The organism is Marinicauda salina (assembly GCF_003122085.1).
In the GTDB taxonomy this organism is placed as follows: Bacteria; Pseudomonadota; Alphaproteobacteria; order Caulobacterales; family Maricaulaceae; genus Maricicauda_A; species Maricicauda_A salina.
Genome location: NZ_QEXV01000001.1, coordinates 498,033 through 517,262, shown reverse-complemented (window position 1 = coordinate 517,262; position 19,230 = coordinate 498,033). Strand labels below are relative to the sequence as shown.

The following is a 19,230-nucleotide window of genomic DNA, read 5'->3' as shown; positions in this document are numbered from 1 at the left end:
AAGGGATGGACCGGCTCGCCCTGACGCTTCCCGACGCCGCCGCGGCCGACGCCTTCGGACGGCGCCTTGCGACGCTGCTCGCCCCCGGCGACGCGGTGCTGCTCGCCGGCGATCTCGGCGCGGGCAAGACCACGATCGCGCGCGGCGTCATCGCCGGCTTCGCCGGCGTCGACGACGCGCCGAGCCCGACCTACACGCTCGTCCAGGCCTACGAGAACGCCGCCGGGACGAGCCTCGTCCACGCCGATCTCTACCGCGTCGAGGACCCCGGCGAGCTGGAGGAGCTGGGCCTCGACGAAGCGCTGGAGACCGGCGCGCTGCTGGTGGAATGGCCAGACCGGCTTGATGGCTGGCGCCCCGAGACCCGCCTCGAGATCGCGCTCGAAGAGACGCCGGACGGCGGACGGCGCGCCGATATCGCCGCATACGGAGGATGGGAGGACCGGCTTGGCCAGCTCGCCTGATCCCGACCGCGCCGCCGCGCGGTCCGCCTTCATAGCCGAGGCCGGCTGGGGCGAGGCCGAGATCGAGCCCTTCCCCGGCGACGCCTCGACGCGCGGCTATTTCCGCCTGCGCGACGGCGAGAAGACCGCCATCGTGATGGACGCGCCCGGCGGCGCGGAGGCGCCGGCCTGCCCGCCGAAGGCCGACCAGGCCGAGCGGCGCGAGCTCGGCTACAACGCCATGGCGCGGCTCGCCGGACCGAACCCCGCGGCCTTCGCCGGGCTGGCCGCGGCGCTCACCGAGCGCGGCTTCTCCGCCCCGCGCGTGCCCGCCGCCGACCTCGAGCAGGGCTTCCTGCTGCTGGAGGATCTCGGCGACGACCTGTTCGCCCGGCTGATTCCCGACCGCGCGCACGAGGGCGCGCTCTACGCCGCCGCCGTCGATGCGCTGGCGGCGATCCACCGGGCGAGCTTCGAGGCCGAGGTCTCGGCCTTCGGCGAGCCTTGGCGGGTGATGGACTACGACCCGCTGGCGATGACCGCCGAGGCCGAGCTCTTCCTCGACTGGTACGCGGCCAAGCGCGCCGGCGCGGAGGTCACCGACCAGGTGCGCGCCGACTTCGCCGGGCTCTGGGCCGAGGCCGCGCCGCTGCTTGACGCCCACCGGCCCGGCCTCGTGCTGCGCGACTACCACGCCGAGAACCTGATCTGGCTGCCCGACCGCGCCGCCGAGGCCCGCGTCGGCCTGCTCGACTTCCAGGACGCGCTGTTCGGCCATCCCGCCTACGATCTCGTCTCGCTGATCGAGGACGCCAGGCGCGACGTTTCACCGGATCTCGCCGAGCCGCTCAAGGCGCGGTTCTTCGAACGCGCCGGCCTCGCCGACCGGGACGCCTTCGACGCGGCCTACGCCCTGCTCGGCGCGCAGCGCAACGCCAAGATCCTGGGCATCTTCGTGCGCCTGGCCGAACGCGACGGCAAGCCGCGCTATCTCGACCTGCTGCCGCGCGTGGCGCGGCATTTCGCCGGCGACCTCGCCCATCCCGCGCTGGCGGATCTGCGCGCCTGGGTCGATCGCCACGCCGGGTTCGCGTTCGAGGAGGCCGGCCGATGACGGCGATCCGCACGGCCATGGCGATGGCGGCCGGGCTCGGCACGCGGATGCGTCCGCTCACGGACGATCGGCCCAAGGCGCTGGTCGAGCTGGCCGGCCGGCCGCTGATCGACTGGACCCTCGACCGCTTCGCCGCCGCCGGCGTCGAGACCGCCGTGGTCAATGTCCACCACTTCGCCGACCGGATGGAGGCGCACCTGGCCGATCGGCGCGCGCCGGCCGTCAAGATTTCCGACGAGCGCGCGCAGCTGATGGACACCGGCGGCGGGCTGGTCAAAGCCGCGCCGCTGCTGGGCGCCGATCCGGTCTTCGTGTCGAACACCGACGGCCAGTGGATCGACCAAGGCGCGCCCGAACTCGACCGGCTGGCGGCGGCGTTCGATGCCGAACGCATGGACTTCCTGCTCCTGCTGGCCCCGCTCGAACAGACGCTCGGATACCGCGGCGCCGGGGATTTCCGCCTCGCCGAGGACGGCCGCCTCGTCCGGCGGGGCGAACGCGCGAACGCGCCCTACGCCTACGCCGGCACGCAGGTCATGCACCCGCGCGTGCTGGCCGGGCGCGCCGCGGAGCCGTTCTCGACCAACCGGCTCTGGGACGCCGCGCTCGTCGAGGGCCGCGCCTTCGGTCTGGTCATGAACGCCTTCTGGATGCATGTCGGCGATCCGCAGGCGCGAAGCGAAGCCGAGAATCGACTACGCTCGAACCCGGAATGAGCGCCGACCCGATCTTCTCCGCGCCCGCCCCGCGGGTCTTCACCCTGCCCGCCTCCGTCAGCTTTCTCGATTCGCTGGCGGGCGAGCTGCGCGCGCGCTTTCCCGAGCCCGACGCGCTGGCCGACGTCACCATCCTCGCCCCGACGCGGCGCGCCGGCCGGGCGCTGGCGGAAGCCTTCACGCGGGCCGACGGGGGAGCCGGCGCAGCGCTCTTGCCGATGATCCGGCCGATCGGCGATGTCGACGCCGACGACCCGCCCTTCGAGCCCGGCGAGCTGGCCGACGCCGCGCCGCCGGCGATCTCCGCGGCGCGCCGGCGTTTCGAGCTGGCCAGCCTGATCCTCAAGAAGGAGCGCGCCGCCGAGCGCGCCATGGCGCCGGACGGGGCGCTGGCGCTCGCCGACGAGCTGGCCGCGCTGATCGACGACGCCGCGACCGAGGAGGTCGAGGACTTCGCCGCCATCGACGAGGCGATCCGCGCCGCCCTGCCCGCCCACATGCAGGAAGCCGCGATCTTCCTGGAGATCGTCACCGAGGCCTGGCCCGCGCGCCTAGCCGAGCTCGGCGCGGTCGATCCCGCGCGCCGCCGCTCGCTGCTCCTGCGCGCGCTGGCCGAACGCTGGCGCGAGCAGCCGCCCGACGGGCCGGTGATCGCGGCCGGCTCCACGGCCTCCATCCCGGCCGCCGCCGAACTGCTGCGCGTGGTGGCGAACCTGCCCCAGGGCGCGGTGGTGCTGCCGGGCTTCCAGCCGGACATGGACGAACGCGCCTGGGCGGCGATCGACGACACCCATCCCCAGCGCTCGATGAAGGCCTTCGTCGAATCACTCGATATCGACCGAACGGTCGTGCGCGTCTGGCCCGGCGGCGAGGAGGGCCGCGCGCCGCGCGCCCGCGGGCTGGTGCTCGCCGAGGCGCTGAGGCCCGCCGAAGCCACGTCCGACTGGCTCGGCCGGGTCGGCACGCTGAAGGAGGCCTGGGGCGCGGACGTGTTCGAGACCGCCCTCGACGGCCTGTCGGTCATCGAGGCGGGCTCGCCCGAGGAGGAGGGCCGCGCGATCGCGCTGGCGCTGCGCGAGACGCTGGAGACGCCCGATCGCGAGGCGATCCTGGTCACGCCCGACCGTGCGCTCGCCCGCCGCGTCGCGACCGAGATGCGCCGCTTCGGCGTCACGCTCGACGATTCCGCCGGCGAGGCGCTGTCGGACACCGCCGCGGGCGTCTTCCTGTTCCGCGTGCTCGACGCCGCGCTCGACGCCGGTTCGGCGCTGGCGCTCTCGGCGCTCGTCGCGTCGCCGCTGTTCGCGCTGGGCGGCGACCGGGCGAAGCGCCGCGCCGAGTTCGGCGCCATCGAGCGCCGCGCCCTGCGCGGGCGCAAGCCGGGACGCGATTACGACGCCGTCAGGCGGCGCATCGACGAGGCGACCCAGAACTCCCCCAAGCGCCGCGATCGCTGGCGCGGTCTGATCGACGCCGTCGAGGTCGCGCTTGCTCCGCTGCTCGCGCTTGAAGGCCCCCACCCGGCCGAGGATTGGGCGCGCGCGCTGGCCGCGGCCGGCGAGGCGCTGGCCGCCGACTCCGAGCGGTCCGGCGCGGAGCGCCTGTGGGCGGGCGACGCCGGCGAGGCCGCCGCCGGGCTGGTCCGCGAATTCATCGAGGAGGCCGGCGCGCTGCCGCCGATGACCGGCGAGGCCTTCGCCCGCGCCCTGCTGGAGACCGCGCGCGCCCGAAGGGTGCGGCCGCGCTACGGCGGCCATCCCCGCCTGCAGATACTGGGTCCGCTCGAGGCCCGCCTCGTCGGCGCCGACCGGGTGATCCTCGCCGGGCTCAATGAGGGCGTGTGGCCGGCCAAGGCGAAGATCGATCCCTTCATGTCGCGCGGCATGCGCGCCGCCGTCGGGCTGTCGGCGCCGGAGCGCCGCTTCGGCCTCGCCGCCCACGACTTCGCCCAGCTCGCCGCCGGCGGCGACGTCATCCTGTCGCGCTCGGTCAAGCAGGACAGCGCGCCGGCCGTCGCCTCGCGCTGGTTGTGGCGGCTGCAGACGCTGGCGCGCGGCGCACTCGGCGAGGACGCCGCCGAGGCCCGGCTGACGCCGGCGACGGACTATCTCGGCGCGGCGCGCCGGCTCGACGCCCCCGGGGCCCGCCGCCTGATCACGCGCGGTCCGCAGCCCTGTCCGCCCGTCGAGGCGCGTCCACGCCGACTGTCGGTGACGCGCATCGAGACCTGGGTGCGCGATCCCTACGCGATCTACGCCCGCTACGTGCTCGGCCTCGACGTCCTCGACCCGCTCGATCGTCCGCCGGGCCCCGCCGAGCGCGGTCAGGCCTATCACGCCGCCTTCGAGCGCTGGATCAAGGATCTGCCGGATACGGACGATCTTCCCCGGGACGCCCACGAGCGCCTGGCGATCCTCGGCCGCGACGCGTTGCTGGAAGCGGGATTCTCCCCGGACGATCTGGGGATCGAGCTGCCGCGCTTCGCCCGCGCGGCGGCCTTCCTGGCGGAATGGGAGGCGACGCGGCGGCGCATGGGCTGGCGGCCCGTGGCGATCGAGGCGACCGGCGAGCTGACGCTCGACGCGCCGGGCGGCGCGTTCACGCTGCGCGCCCGCGCCGACCGCATCGATATCCGCCCCGACGGCGCGCTCGACATCGTCGACTACAAGACGGGAACCGGCCTGCCGTCGGTGAAGGAAGTCGCCGCCGGCTTCGCCCCGCAGCTGCCGCTGGAAGCGGCGATGGCCGCGCGCGGCGCGTTTCCCGACTGCCCGCCGCACGAAGCCGCCGAGCTCATCTATCTCTCGCTCAGCGGCGGCAAGACGCCGGGCTTCGAGCGGCTCGTCTCGAAGGGCGCCGACGGCATGGCGCGCGCCGAGGCCGCCTTCGAGCGCCTCGCCGAGTGGATCGCGACATTCGACGATCCCGCGCGCAGCTATCCCAGCCAGCCGCGCGCCAAGTACACGAATACGTGGGGCGATTACGACCATCTCGCCCGGCGCAAGGAGTGGGCCTCCGCCCCCGGCGAAACCGGCGAGGGAGGCGGCGGATCATGACCCCCGGCCTGGACTCCGACATCGTCGCCGCGGCGAGCGCCGCCCAGCGCGAGGCCGCCGATCCGCGTTACTCGGTCTTCGTCGAGGCCAACGCCGGCTCGGGCAAGACGCGCGTCCTTGTCGACCGGGTGGCCCGCCTGCTGCTGCAGGGCGCCCGGCCCGACCGCATCCTGTGCGTGACCTTCACCAAGGCCGCCGCCGGCGAGATGCAGACCCGGCTCTTCCGCAAGCTCGGCGACTGGTCGACCCTGCCCGACGCCGCGCTCAAGGAGGAACTCGAACGCCTGAGCGGGGGCGAGCCCGGCGATCTGGGCGCCGCGCGCCGACTGTTCGCCCGCGCGCTGGAGACGCCCGGCGGGCTCAAGATCCAGACGCTGCACGCCTATTGCGAGAGCCTGCTCAGGCGCTTCCCGCTGGAGGCCGGCGTGCCGCCGGGCTTCGCCACCCAGGAGGAGCCCGGGAGCCAGCGCGCCCGGAGCGAAGCGCTTTCCGCGACGCTGGGACAGGCCGCGGGCGAACCCGACGGCCCGCTCGCCGACGCCGTCGCCGACCTGCTCGAGGGGGGCGGCCCGTCGGCCCCGGAGACGCTCGCGGGCTTCGTCGCGAGCAAGCGCCACGCCTTCCGGCGCGCGCTCGAGGCGGCCGGCTCGGTCGAGGCGCTGATGGACGCCGCGAGCGACGCGCTCGGCGTCGATCCCCAGATGGGCGAGGAGGAGGCCAAGGCCCGCGGCTGGGCCGAGGCCGGCGAGGGCAATCTGGAAGCCGCCTTGAGCGCCTTCGATTCGGGAACGTCGAAGCGCGACCAGGAAAGCGCGCTGAGGCTCGGCGCCGCGCTCGACTGCGGCGAGACCGACCCGGTGGCGGCCTTCGACGCCTATTGCGAACTCCTGCTGACGAAGCAGGGAGAGCTGAAGGCGCCGACGTCGATCTACACCCAGACGCTGGGAAAGACCTATTCGATCCTGGTGACGCTGTTCGGTCCCGAGGGCGACGAGCGCCACCGCATGCAGGCCGAGGCCCTGCCGCTGGTCCGCCAGGCGCGGGCCAACACGATGTCGCGCGCGGCGGTCCGTTTCGCCGCGGCTTTCCTCGACGCCTACGAGGCCCGGCTGGCGGCGCGGCGCGCGCTCGATTTCGCCGATCTCGTCGAGCACGCCCGAACCCTGCTCAGCGATTCCGAGGCGCGCGACTGGGCGCTCTACAAGCTCGACCAGGGGCTCGACCACGTCCTCGTCGACGAGGCCCAGGACACCGCGCCCGAGCAGTGGGCGGTGATCGCGGCGATCACCGAGGAGTTCTTCGCCGGCGAAGGCGCCGCTCATGACGGCGTGCTGAGGACCGTGTTCTGCGTCGGCGACGAAAAGCAGTCGATCTACTCCTTCCAGAACGCCGACCCGCGCCGCTTCATCGCCGAGCGCCTGCGCCTCGAGGCCCGCGCCGACGAGGCGGGTCTGGAGTTCCGCCGGCCGCCGCTCGACGTCTCCTTTCGCTCCAGCGCCGAGGTGCTCGAGGCGGTCGATCGCGCCTTCGCCGCCGAGCGCCATGCGATCGCCGCGCCGGAGCGCAAGGACGTCACGGGCGCGCTCGAGACCAAGTTCCTGATGTCGGACCCGGAGACGGCCGAAGCCCGCGACCCGCTCGCCTTCCATCGCTACGAGGGCCACCGCGCAGCGCGGAAGCACACGCCGGGCTGCGTCGAGATCTGGCCCGCCACGCCGAAGCCGGCCGCCGTCGAGGACGAGGATCTCGAACTCGCCCCGGTCGATGCGCCGCAGCCGGAGTCCGCGCGCAACCGGCTGGCCGAGGCCGTCGCCCAGGAGATCCACGATCTGCTGGCGCGCGGCGACCGCGTCTGGGAGGAGGCCAAGCCCGAATGGATCGCGCGGGCGGCGCGCCCCGGCGATATCGTCGTTCTGGTGCGCAAGCGCGGCGGCCTGTTCGAGGAGATCATCCGTCGACTGAAGCTGAAGGGCGTCCCCGTCGCCGGCGCCGACCGGATGACGCTCGCCGACCAGCTCGTCGTCGAGGACCTCGTCTCGCTGGCGAAGTTCGCTCTGCTGCCCGAGGACGACCTGTCGCTCGCCGAAGTCCTCAAGAGCCCCTTTTTCCATCCGGCCGGCGCCGAGCCGGCGATCGACGACGACGCGCTGTTCGATCTGACGCGCCGCCCCGAGACGCGGCTGTGGGACAAGCTCCGCGCCACGGACGATCCGCGCTTCGCGGAGGCCCGCGAGGCGCTCGACCGGGCCCGGGCGCGCGTCGACGCCGATGCGCCCTACGCCTTCTTCGCGAGCTTTCTCGAGGAGGCGTCCGCAACCGGCGAATCGCGGCTGGCCCGCCTCTACGCCCGGCTCGGCGAGGAGGCGCGCGACCCCGCCGAGGAGTTCCTCTCCCGGGCGCTCGCCCACGAGCGTGACGGCGCGCCCTCGCTGGCGCGCTTCATCGCCGCGATCGAGGGCGACGCCGCCCAGATCAAGCGCGAGATGGAGGCCGGCCGCGGCGAGGTGCGCGTCATGACGGTCCACGCCGCCAAGGGCCTCGAGGCGCCGATCGTCTTCCTGCCCGACACCACCCAGACGCCGAACGGGCGTTCGAACGGTCTCTACGCCCACGACGACGCCGGGCTGGTCTGGACGCCGGATCCGAAATCCCCGCCGCCGCTGGTGAAGTCGCTGCAGGAGGTCGAGGAGCTCGCCCAGGACGGCGAGTACCAGCGTCTGCTCTATGTCGCGCTGACGCGGGCGCGCGACCGGCTGGTCGTGTGCGGCCACGTCCATGGCCGGGGCGAGGGCAAGATCGACGCCGGCTGCTGGCTCGACCGCGTCCAGCGCGCCTGGCGCGGCGAGGACTGGCGCGCGGTGCGCACCGCGCTTCACGACGTCGCCGACGCGCAGGCCTGGGACGTCGAGCCGGCGCTGCGCTTCGGCGAGGATCCGCCCGCATTGAAGCCGGCCGAAGCCGCCGCCGAAACCGCTCCGCCGCTGCCCGCCTGGGCGAAAGCCGCCGCGCCGGAGGAGCCCCGCCGGACGCGCGCCGTCGCCCCGTCGCACCTGATCGCCGAGGAGGAGGGCGGTTTCGAGCCGGCGCCGCTCTCCCCGCTGGCGCCGGGCGGCGAGGCGCGTTTCCGCCGCGGCGCGCTCATTCACAAGCTCTTGCAGACCCTGCCCGACCTGCCCGAAGCGCGGCGCGCCGAATCCGCGACGCGCTATCTCGCCGCCCAGCCGGAGCTCAGCGACGCCCAGCGCGAAGAGATCCGCGACGAGACGCTCGCCGTGCTCGATCACCCGGAGTTCGCGCCGATCTTCGGGCCGGGCTCGCGCGCCGAGGTCGCGCTCGCCGGCGCCGCGCCGGACCTGCCCGACGGCGTCACCGTCAACGGCCAGATCGACCGGCTCGTGGTGACCGATCACGCGGTTCTGATCGTCGACTACAAGACCAATCGTCCGCCGCCGGAACGCGTCGAGGACGTGGCGCCGGCCTATCTCGGACAGATGGCCGCCTACCGCGCGCTGATGCGGGTTCTGCACCCCGACAAGCCGGTGCGCTGCGCGCTTCTGTGGACCGACGGGCCGCGGCTGATGGAGCTTCCGGAAGACCGCCTCGACGCCGCGCTGGCGGCAGCCCGCGCTTGACCCGGGCGGGCGCGCTCCCTAGGTGTGCCCCGATCCAACGCGCCGGCCCCCGGAGCCCCGGAGCGGCGAGAGCGCGGGCACACTCTGGGAGGTCTTTCATGGCGACCAAGGCTGTTTCCGACGAATCCTTCGAGACCGACGTCCTCAAGGCCGACGGTCCGGTCCTCGTGGACTTCTGGGCGGAATGGTGCGGTCCCTGCAAGCAGATCGCCCCGGCCCTCGACGAGATCGCCTCGGAAAAGAACGGCGCGCTCACGATCGCCAAGGTCAATATCGACGAGAACCCGATGACGCCGGGCAAGTACGGCGTGCGCGGCATCCCGACCCTGATGCTGTTCAATGGCGGCGAGCCGGTCTCGTTCAAGGTCGGCGCGATGTCGAAGGGCAAGATCCAGGAATGGCTCGACGAGACGCTCGTCAGCTGATCCTGTCTGAGAAATCCGAATTCGAAGCGGCGCGTCCCCCGGGGCGCGCCGTTTTCGTTCAGGCCTCCGCCATCTCCCGGGCGATGGCTTCCGCCGCCGCCTTCGGGTCGGCGGCGCCGGTGATCGGCCGGCCGACGACGAGATGGCTGGCGCCGGCCGCGAGCGCGTCGGCGGGCGTCGCCACGCGCTTCTGATCGCCCTTCTCGGCGCCGGCCGGTCGCACGCCGGGCGTGACGATGAGGAAGTCGTCGCCGACCCGCGCGCGGATCTCGGCGGCCTCGTGCGGCGAGGCGACGACGCCATCGACGCCGGCCGCCATCGCCTGGTCGACGCGGCGCATGACGAGATCGCGCGCGCCCATCGCATAGCCCATCTCGGCGAGCATGGCGTCGTCATAGGCCGTCAGAACGGTGACGCCGAGGATCTTCATGTCCGAGCCCGCCCGGCCCTCGACGGCGGCGCGCATCACCGGCGGCTCGGCGTGGACGGTGAGCAGGTCGGCGCCGGCGGTGGTGATCGAACGCGTCGCCTTTTCGACCGTGGCGGGGATGTCGTGGAGCTTGTAGTCGAGAAAGACCGACAGGCCGCGCGCCTTGAGATCGCGCGCCAGCTCGGTCCCGCCGACGGGCAGCAGCTGCAGGCCGATCTTGTAGAAGCCGCAGGCCTCGCCGAGCGTCTCCACCATCTGCCGGGCGGCGGACGCGTCGGGCAGGTCGAGCGCGGCGATCAGTCGGGGATCCGCCACCGGGTCAGCCCGCCGACGAGGCCCGGGAGGCCTGGTTCGCCATGCGCTTCTCCTGGCGGCGCATCGCCCAGCGCCCGACCGGATCGGGCAGGATGCGCGCCAGCCCGACGAGGAACTTGTACCAGGACCCGGGCACGCGGCAGACGACGCCGCGCTGAACGGCGTCATAGCCGGTCTTAGCAACCTCCTCGGCCGAGAGCATCCAGAAGGACGGCAGATTCGAGACTGTCGCCCGCGCGCCGTTGACGTCGTGGAACTCGGTGAGCGTGTAGCCCGGGCACAGCGCGCAGACATTGACGTTGCGGTCGCCGAGTTCGAGCTGCAGCGCCTCCGACATCTTGATCAGGAAGCTCTTCGCGCCGGGATAGAGCGTGCCGGAGAACCGCGTGTGCGCGTTCGCGCTGGGCAGCAGCGCCGACACCGAGGAGACGTTGATGATCCGCCCGAAACCGCGCTCGGCCATGCCCTGGGCGGCGAGATGCACCAGATGGGCGTAGTTGGTCACCATGAGCTGGATGAAGCGCGCCTGGGTCGCCCAGTCGGTCTCGACATAGGCGCCGGGCTGGCCGGCGCCGGCGTTGTTGACCAGGCCGTCGACCTGGCGGCCGGCGTCGGCGACGGCCTTCATGATCGTTTCCGGGGCGTCGGGCTCGGCGAGATCGGCGGCGATCACGAGGCTGTCAACGCCGAACTGGGCCTTCATCTCCTCGGCGATGTCCTTGAGCCGGTCCTCGCGCCGGGCGACGAGGGCGAGATCCCAGCCATGGGAGGCGAATTCACGCGCCAGCGCGGCGCCGATGCCCGAGGAGGCGCCGGTGACGAGACAGAGACGGCGGGCCATGAGGGGCTCCTTCTTCGCGGTTGCAGCGAAATTGGGCCCCGCCGCGCAGCTTGTCCAGCCGGGCGCGCCTATCCCAGTCCCGGATCGACGACGATCGGGGCGTAGACGTGCCAGGGGAAGGCCTCGACCAGCCGACGCGAGAACTCCACGCCGCGCTGCGGGTTGCCCTTCGGACCGAGGCGCGGGCTGTAGAGGGCGAAGCCCGCCACGCCGGGCACCACGATCATCAGCGCGCCGGACACGCCCGACTTCGCCGGCAGGCCGACGGTGAAGGCGTACTCGCCGGAGAAGTCGTACATGCCGCACGAGAGCATCAGCGAGAGCGTGTTCTTGACCGTCTCGCGCTGGAAGACCTGGCGCTCGGTGACCGGGCAGACCCCGCCATTGGCGAAGGTCGCCGCCACGGCGGCGAGCCGGCGCACGTCGGTCTCGATGGCGCAGCAGCGGAAATACAGATCGAGCGCCTCGTGGAGGTCGGCCTCGTCGGGGAAGCAGCCGTGCTCGCGCATGAAGTAGGCGAGCGCGAAATTTCGATCGGCATGGCCGAGCTCGCTCTCGTAGGTCGCCTGGTCGAAGCCGCAGGCGTCGCCGGCCGAGGCCGAGCGCCAGACGCGGCGGATGAAGTCGAAGCGGGCGTCGACGCTCGCGCCCGGCTTGATCAGGGCGGTGGTGATGATCGCCCCGGCGTTGATCATCGGATTGTGCGGTCGCCGGTGCTCGTCGAGCGTGATCTCGTTGAAGCTCTGCCCCGAGGGTTCGCGGCCGACATGGCGGTGAACCATGGTCGCGCCCAGCAGCTCCTGGGCGACGGCGTAATTGACCGGCTTCATCGCCGACTGCACGCAGAACGCCCGCCCGGCGTCGGCCTCGCGCAGGCCGAGCTCGAAGCGCTGGCCGTCGATCGTGCACGCCCCCATCGCATAGGCCTCGGGGTCGGCCTTGGCGAGCTCGGGGATATAGTCGGCGATGCGGCCCGACGTCTCCTCGGCCGAGTAGTAGAAGAGGTTGGCGATGCGCCGCCTGAACGCGCCGAAGTCCTCGCTGGCGAGCCGGCCGGTGAGCGCCCGGCGCACCAGGCTCGCCTCGTGTGCGGGGAGGATGTCGCAGAAGGCGTCCTCGTCGAGCGCCTCGCCGGCGCGGTCGCCGAAGCCTTCCCAGCTGCCGCTGAGCCGGGGGTCGTCAGGCTCGAGCCCGGCGGCCTCGAGCGCGGCGAGCACGCGCTCGCCGGTGACGGGCCCGTGGGCGGCGAGTTCGCGGAAGCCGGCCTCGGCGTGACCGCGGCACTCTTCGGCCTCGGCCTCCTCGGTCTCGAACTGGGCCGGGCGCGTGGAGAAGGCGCCGGAATGGGCGATGTCGTCTCGTTCGGCGCTCAAGGAGGAACTCCCTGCCGGCGGCTGCGCGGCCGAGCATCACGGCGCCTGAGCGTCCGTGCAAGCCGCTGCGGGCGCCGCGGATGCTTCCAACGCGCGGGGCCGCCGTCTAGATTGCGCGCCGCTTCCGTCCCGACCCGTGAGACCTACGCCCATGACCCGACCGGTGAAGAAGATCGTGCTCGCCTATTCCGGCGGCCTCGACACCTCCGTCATCCTGACCTGGCTGCGCGAGGCCTATGACGCCGAGGTGGTGACCTTCACCGCCGATCTCGGCCAGGGCGAGGAGCTCGAACCGGCCCGCAAGACAGCCGAGGCGGCCGGGGTGAAGGAGATCTATGTCGACGATCTGCGCGACGAATTCGTGCGCGATTACTGCTTCCCGATGGTTCGCGCCAACGCCGTCTACGAGGGCCAGTACCTGCTCGGCACGGCGATCGCGCGGCCGCTGATCGCCAAGCGCCTGGTCGAGATCGCCCACGAGACCGGCGCCGACGCCGTCGCCCACGGCGCCACGGGCAAGGGCAACGACCAGGTCCGCTTCGAGCTCGGCGTCGCCGCGCTCGATCCCGCGCTCGCCGTGATCGCGCCGTGGCGGGAATGGGATCTCAATTCGCGGGGCAAGCTGATCGCCTACGCCGAGGCCCACGGCATCGAGGTTCCCACGGACAAGCGCGGCGAGGCGCCGTTCTCGATCGACGCCAATCTCTGGCACACCTCCTCGGAGGGCAAGGTGCTCGAGGACCCCGCCGAGGAGGGCTTCGACGAGGTGTGCCTGCGCACGACGTCGCCCGAGGACGCGCCCGACGCGCCCGAATATGTCACGATCGGCTTCGAGCGCGGCGACGCGGTCAGCATCGACGGGACCCGCCTCGGTCCCGCCGCGCTCCTCGAGCGGCTCAACGATCTCGGCGCGAAGCACGGCGTCGGCCGGCTCGATCTCGTCGAGAACCGTTTCGTCGGCATGAAGTCGCGCGGCATCTACGAGACGCCCGGCGGGACGATCCTGATGACCGCCCATCGCGGGATCGAGAGCCTGACGCTGGATCGCGGCGCGATGCATCTCAAGGACGAGCTCGCGCCGAAATACGCCAAGCTCGTCTACGAGGGCTTCTGGTTCAGCCCCGAGCGCGAGATGCTCCAGGCCGCCGTCGACGCCTCCCAGCGCCATGTTTCCGGCGAAGTTCGCATGAAGCTCTACAAGGGATCGGCGGTCGTCGTCGGCCGGTCGAGCCCGAACTCGCTGTATTCGCTGGAGCATGTGACATTCGAGGAGGATGCGGTATACGACCAGAAGGACGCCGAGGGCTTCATCCGGCTCAACGCGCTGCGGCTGAAACTGCTGGCCGAGCGCAAGCGACGTCTGGGGGAGAACGACTAGATCGCCGTCGCATGCGCGCGGCGAGAGGGGATCCGATGAAATACGTCTGCCTGTTCCTCGCCGCGCTCAGCCTCGGCGCGACGGCCGCCGCGCAGGAGGCCGAGCCCGAATTCTCCCTGCTTGACCAGTCCCGGGCGCTGCGCGAACAGACCCGCGCCGCCGCCGGGGCCGAGGACTGGGAAGCCGCGCGGCGCACCAACGAGGCCGCGCTCGGCCTGCAGCCGGGCCATCCCGGCCTGCTGCGCAACGCGCTGATCATCGGCGGGCTGGCCGGCGACGCCGAGGCGCAGTTCCGCGCGCTCGAGCGCATGGCGATCGCCGGGCTGGCCTTCGACATCGCCGCGAATGTCGACGACGCCGAGGCGCTGCGCGCCGCCGACCCGACCCGCTACGACGCCGTCGCCGAACGTCTCGAGGCCAACGCCGCGCCCGTCGGCGAAGCGACCGTCTTCGCCGAGCCGGCGCTGCGGGACGCGCTGATCGAGTCGGTCGCGATCGATATCGAGACCGAGCGGCTCTATCTGGGCTCTGTCGCCGACCGCCGCATCTATCTCGTCGAACCGTTCTCGCCTGGCGAGGCCGAGGTGTTCGCCGGACCGGAGGACGGCGTGGCCTCCGTGTTCGGCCTGGCGCTCGACCGAGCCAATCGCCTGCTCTACGCCGCCGTGGGCGTCGTCCCGCAGACGCCGGTCGAGGACGGCGAGGCGCCGGGCACGGCGCTGCTGGCCTTCGACATGGAGACCGGCGAGCTCTATCGCCGCCACGAGATCGACGGCGCGGTGCGCATCGCCGACGTCGCGGTGCGCGACGGCGTGGTTTACGCCGCCGACGCAGAGGGCGGGCGCATCTACCGGCTGACCGGGCCGGCGGGCCGGCTCGATGTCTTCGCCGAGGATTCGCGCTTCGCCTCGCTGCAGGGGCTGGCCGCGGCGCGCGGCGCGGTCTGGGTGGTCGACTACGCGCTGGGCCTGTGGCGCATCGATCCGGTGTCGGGCGAGGCGACGCTGGCGGCGACGCCGTCGACCGCCTCAATGATCGGGCTCGACGGCCTGGCGACCAGCCTCGACGGCCGCATGTTCGTCGTCCGCAACGGCGCATCGCCGCACGGCGTTTTCGAGCTCGTGCTCGACGAGGCCGGCGGCGTGGCGGCGCTCGAGCCCGTGCTCACGGGCGAGCCGCGCTTCGGCGAGCCGACGACGCTGCGCATCGCCGACGACCGGGCTTTCGTCGTCGCCAACGCGCAATGGAACCTGTTCCCCGAGGACGGCTCCGAGCCCGACGGCGAGCGGACCGACCCGGTCATCCTGACGTTTCCGGTCGACGCCGCGGAGGACGCGGCGGAGTAGATCCTTCGCTTCGTCATCCCCGAAGCCGCAGGCTGTCGGGGACCCAGGCATCGTAGAGCGCGACGGGCTTCTCTGGGTTCCCGCCTTCGCGGGAATGACGACTCCACAGCGGAAACCTGAGCGGCGATGGCGGCCTAAGACGGGGCGTCGGGCTCCGCCGATCCCCCACCCCGGCCCTCCCCCGCAAGCGGGGGAGGGAGGCGGCGGCGCCGCGAATAACCGCGTCATCGTGCCGTGGCTCGACCTGGCTCCCTCCCCTCGAGGGGAGGGAAGGGGTGGGGTGTCCCGGCGTCAGCAGATAAGCAGCCGCGCTCGCAGGCTCGATCGAGATGCGCCGAAGCCCGAGCCGCCCGCCGCATTCGGTTAATTCCCGTTTACTTCCTGGGAACGTTCTTGGCCCAGCCTGCGGGGTCATGACCGCGTCCCGCCAGGCCAGCGACGACAGCCCGGACGCGCCGGCGAAGCCCGGCGTGTTCGCGCGCGCGCGCGCTGCCCTCGTCGGAACCGCCGCGACCGCCTTCGGCGCCTTCCTGCTGGTCGCCGCGCTGAGCCACGATCCGCTCGATCCCAGCCTGAATGTCGCCAGCGACGGGCCGGTCTCCAACCTCGCCGGACCGGCCGGCGCCGTCGCGGCCGACCTGATGCTGCAGACGCTGGGCTGGGGCGGGGCGGCGCTAGCGCTCGCGCTCGCCGCCTGGGGACTGATCCTGATCGTCGGCGGGCCGCGCGCCCGCCCCGGCGCGCTCGTCGCCTTCCGCGCGCTGTCGGCCGTCATCGGCGCCTTCGGCTTCGCCGCCGCCGTCTCGGCCCTGCCGATTCCCGCGGGCTGGCCCTTCGCCGCCGGGCTGGGCGGCGTGCTGGGCGATCGTCTGCTGTTCGCGCTCGCCGACCTCTGGGCGCTCGCCGGCCTGCCCGGTCCGACGCTGGCGGCCGGCGTCGTCGGCCTCGCGTTCGCCGTGACCGGCGCCTTCTTCTGCTTCGGCCTGACCATGCGCGATCTGTCGGCGGCCGCCGACGCGGCGGGACTGGCCTGGGCGACGCTGCGCGTCTGGGCGGATCGCATCGCGGGACGCATTCCGCATCCCTGGCGCGACGAGGCCGCCGCGCCGGAGCCGGTCATTCCCGACGGCCGCGCCGAGACCGCCCCGGCCTTCCTCAAGGGCGACAAGCCGCGCAAGGCGCCCGGTCCGCGCGAGAAGATCGCGCCCAAGGTGGCGGTCAAGAAGAAGGGAAAACCCAGGCCCTCCGACCGCGAGGCGCGCGAGGCCCAGGGCGCGCTACCCTTCGCGGAGACCCAGCAGGGCTTCGAGATGCCGCGCCTGGATCTGCTCGGCAAGGCGCCGGCGCGCACCGACGCGATCGACCCCGAGGCGGTCTCGCAGAACGCCGAGCTGCTCGAATCCGTGCTGTCGGACTTCGGCGTGAAGGGCGAGATCGTCCAGGTCCGGCCCGGACCGGTGGTCACGCTCTACGAATTCGAGCCCGCCCCCGGCGTGAAGACCAGCCGGGTGATCAATCTCGCCGACGACATCGCGCGGTCGATGGCGGCCGTGGCCTGCCGCGTCGCCGTCGTGCCCGGCCGCAACGCCATCGGCATCGAGCTGCCCAACCAGGACCGCGAGACGGTGTTCCTGCGCGCGCTGCTGTCCTCGACCGGCTTCGAGAAGGCCAAGGCCGAGCTGCCGCTCGCGCTCGGCGAGACGATCGGCGGCGAGCCCTTCTTCGCCGATCTCGCGCGCATGCCCCACCTGCTGATCGCGGGCACGACCGGCTCGGGCAAGTCGGTTGGCATCAACGCCATGATCCTGTCGCTGCTCTACCGGCTGCCGCCGGAGGAGTGCCGCATGATCATGATCGATCCCAAGATGCTCGAGCTGTCGGTTTATGACGGCATTCCCCACCTGCTGAGCCCGGTGGTGACCGACCCGAAGAAGGCCGTCGCGGCGCTGAAATGGACCGTGCGCGAGATGGAGTCGCGCTATCTCAGGATGTCCAAGGTCGGCGTGCGCAACATGACCGGCTTCAACGAGAAGGCCGCCAAGGCGCGCGCCGCCGGCGAGATGCTCGAGCGCACCGTCCAGACCGGCTTCGACAAGGAGACCGGCGAGCCGATCTACGAGACCGAGACCATCGAGCCCGACCCGATGCCCTACATCGTCGTCGTCATCGACGAGATGGCCGACCTGATGATGGTCGCGGGCAAGGAGATCGAGGGCGCCGTCCAGCGCCTGGCCCAGATGGCGCGCGCGGCCGGCATCCATCTCATCATGGCCACGCAGCGCCCCTCGGTCGACGTCATCACCGGCACGATCAAGGCGAACTTCCCCACCCGGATCTCGTATCAGGTCACGTCGAAGATCGACTCCCGGACCATCCTCGGCGAGCAGGGCGCCGAACAGCTGCTGGGCATGGGCGACCTGCTCTACATGGCCGGCGGCGGCCGCATCCGGCGCCTGCACGGCCCCTTCGTCACCGACCGCGAGGTCGAGGACGTGGCGCGCTATCTCAAGAAGCAGGCCGCGCCGGAATATCTCGACGCCGTCACCGAGGAGGTCGACGACGACGAGGCGAGCCCGTTCGCAATGGAATCGGGCGAGACGGGCGACGACCTGTTCGACCAGGCCGTCGCGGTGGTGGCCCGCGACCGCAAGGCGTCGACGAGCTACATCCAGCGCCGGCTGCAGATCGGCTATAACCGCGCGGCCACGCTCATCGAGCGCATGGAGGACGAGGGCATGATCGGCCCGGCCGACCACGCCGGGAAGCGCGAGATCTTCCTGCCCGAGCGCGAGGGGGCGTAAGGGCTTCCACCGCCCCCACCCCGGCCCTCCCCCGCAAGCGGGGGAGGGAGGCGGCAGGGCGTTTGATCGCATCCCCTTTCCAACGCGCGACGCAACTCCCTCCCCTCGAGGGGAGGGTTGGGGTGGGGTGACGCCCGGCGCGCGAGCACGCCGAGACGGCTGACGACGCCTTCGATCCGATCCCCTCATCCCCGGATCACGTCCGGGGCAGGCTCTGAGGAGGCCAGTTCCCTCGTGCTTCGAGACGCTCCCCCGGATCCCCCGCCTACGCGGGGGCAGGCAAGTCCGGGGTCGCCCTCAGCATGAGGGAACAGAGCGTCTCGAAGGACGGGGACCGGATCGTCGACGCGAACTGACCTCCCAGCCGCTCACGTCGACGCCGGAGGCCCCGGCTCTGCCTCCGGTCGGCCGGGGTTGCAGAGGATCGCGACCCTTCCCCTTCACCGCCGATCGGCGCATCCTGCCGCGGGCTCAATGATCAGGAGGACGTCATGAAGGCAGTCATCGCACTTGCGGGCGCCGCCGCGCTCGGCTTCGCCGCGCCCGCCGCCGCCCAGGACTTCGGCTTCGAGCAGGCCTGGAAGACGGGCGGCTTCGCCAATCCGGAATCCGTGCTCTACGTAGACGCGCTGGACGCGTTCCTGGTCTCCAACATCGCCGGCGGCGTGCCGCTCGAGGAGGACGGCGACGGCTTCATCTCGGTGCTCGGCCTCGACGGCGCGATCGAGACGCTGCGCTTCGCCGAGGGGCTCGACGCGCCCAAGGGCATGGCCGCGGCGAACGGAACGCTGTTCGTCTCCGATATCGACGAGCTCGTCGCGATCGATCTCGAGACGGGCGACGTCGTCGCCCGCCACGCCGTCGAGGGCGCGGAGTTCCTCAACGACGTCACCATCGGCCCCGACGGGACGGTGCTCGTCTCCGACATGGGCACGGGCCGCATCCACGCCCTCGTCGACGGCGAGATGACGCTGTGGTCCGACGACGCCCGGCTGGCGAGCGACGCCGGCTCGGTGAACGGGCTGCTGGCCGAGACCGACCGGCTGCTCGCCTATGTCGGCGACACGCTGTGGGCGATCGACTGGGAGACGCGAGATTTTTCGCAGGTCGCCGACGGGCTCGGCTCCGGCGACGGCATGGTCCCCGACGGCGAGGGCGGCTACGTGCTCACCAACTGGGCGGGCCGGATCTTCCATCTCGACGCCGACGGCGCGGTCCGCACGATCTCGGACACAAGGCTGATGGGCGTGAACTCGGCCGATCCGGGCTACGCGCCGCAGGCCGGCCTGTTCGCGATCCCGACCTTCTTCGACAATGCGGTGATGGCGTTCGGCCGGGCCGAGTAGCGCAACAAAAAACG

General features: G+C 72.4%; 13 protein-coding genes. 10 read left to right on the top strand and 3 right to left on the bottom strand.

The genetic code is table 11. The annotated features are described in order from the left end of the window. Positions 1-5 precede the first annotated feature (5 nt). The 6 genes from tsaE to trxA all read left to right on the top strand — a co-directional run bounded on the left by tsaE (position 6) and on the right by trxA (position 9,386). Positions 6-464: a tRNA (adenosine(37)-N6)-threonylcarbamoyltransferase complex ATPase subunit type 1 TsaE gene (gene tsaE, locus DDZ18_RS02345; RefSeq protein WP_109251742.1), complete on the top strand. Its 459-nt coding sequence runs from the start codon at positions 6-8 to the stop codon at positions 462-464. Continuing rightward, complete coding sequence (locus tag DDZ18_RS02340) at positions 448-1,557, top strand: aminoglycoside phosphotransferase family protein (RefSeq protein ID WP_109251741.1); 1,110 nt, start codon at positions 448-450, stop codon at positions 1,555-1,557. The genes tsaE and DDZ18_RS02340 overlap by 17 nt, the downstream gene beginning before the upstream one ends. Next, the gene (locus DDZ18_RS02335) at positions 1,554-2,273 is read left to right on the top strand and encodes a nucleotidyltransferase family protein (protein WP_109251740.1); all 720 of its coding nucleotides are present in this window, start codon (positions 1,554-1,556) and stop codon (positions 2,271-2,273) included. Before DDZ18_RS02340 ends, DDZ18_RS02335 begins: the two co-directional genes overlap by 4 nt. Continuing rightward, entirely contained in the window at positions 2,270-5,329 is a 3,060-nt protein-coding gene (gene addB / locus DDZ18_RS02330; protein ID WP_109251739.1) for a double-strand break repair protein AddB, read from the top strand. The genes DDZ18_RS02335 and addB overlap by 4 nt, the downstream gene beginning before the upstream one ends. Continuing rightward, on the top strand, positions 5,326-8,961 hold the full coding sequence (locus tag DDZ18_RS02325) for a UvrD-helicase domain-containing protein (RefSeq protein WP_233245676.1): 3,636 nt from the start codon (positions 5,326-5,328) through the stop codon (positions 8,959-8,961). The genes addB and DDZ18_RS02325 overlap by 4 nt, the downstream gene beginning before the upstream one ends. Before the next feature lie 98 nt (positions 8,962-9,059). After that, positions 9,060-9,386, top strand: coding sequence for a thioredoxin TrxA (trxA, locus tag DDZ18_RS02320; protein WP_109251738.1), 327 nt, complete (start codon positions 9,060-9,062; stop codon positions 9,384-9,386). Positions 9,387-9,444: 58 nt separating this feature from the next. Here trxA and pyrF read toward each other — a convergent pair whose 3' ends face one another. The 3 genes from pyrF to glsA all read right to left on the bottom strand — a co-directional run bounded on the left by pyrF (position 9,445) and on the right by glsA (position 12,345). After that, the gene (pyrF, locus tag DDZ18_RS02315) at positions 9,445-10,131 is read right to left on the bottom strand and encodes an orotidine-5'-phosphate decarboxylase (RefSeq protein WP_109251737.1); all 687 of its coding nucleotides are present in this window, start codon (positions 10,129-10,131) and stop codon (positions 9,445-9,447) included. Positions 10,132-10,135: 4 nt separating this feature from the next. Continuing rightward, on the bottom strand, positions 10,136-10,972 hold the full coding sequence (locus tag DDZ18_RS02310; RefSeq protein ID WP_109251736.1) for an SDR family NAD(P)-dependent oxidoreductase: 837 nt from the start codon (positions 10,970-10,972) through the stop codon (positions 10,136-10,138). A gap of 68 nt (positions 10,973-11,040) precedes the next feature. Then, a complete protein-coding gene (gene glsA / locus DDZ18_RS02305; RefSeq protein WP_109251735.1) occupies positions 11,041-12,345 on the bottom strand; it encodes a glutaminase A in 1,305 nt (434 codons plus the stop codon). A 151-nt stretch (positions 12,346-12,496) separates the two neighbouring features. On the opposite strand from glsA, the gene DDZ18_RS02300 reads away from it, so the two are divergent. From DDZ18_RS02300 to DDZ18_RS02285, 4 genes are all read left to right on the top strand, one after another. Beyond that, complete coding sequence (locus DDZ18_RS02300) at positions 12,497-13,723, top strand: argininosuccinate synthase (protein ID WP_109251734.1); 1,227 nt, start codon at positions 12,497-12,499, stop codon at positions 13,721-13,723. Between the two features lie 35 nt (positions 13,724-13,758). After that, complete coding sequence (locus tag DDZ18_RS02295; protein ID WP_109251733.1) at positions 13,759-15,069, top strand: NHL repeat-containing protein; 1,311 nt, start codon at positions 13,759-13,761, stop codon at positions 15,067-15,069. 413 nt (positions 15,070-15,482) lie between these two features. Next, positions 15,483-17,870, top strand: coding sequence for an FtsK/SpoIIIE family DNA translocase (locus DDZ18_RS02290; RefSeq protein ID WP_109251732.1), 2,388 nt, complete (start codon positions 15,483-15,485; stop codon positions 17,868-17,870). 491 nt (positions 17,871-18,361) lie between these two features. Beyond that, positions 18,362-19,216, top strand: a complete 855-nt coding sequence (locus DDZ18_RS02285; RefSeq protein ID WP_109251731.1) for an SMP-30/gluconolactonase/LRE family protein — start codon at positions 18,362-18,364, stop codon at positions 19,214-19,216. Positions 19,217-19,230 lie beyond the last annotated feature (14 nt).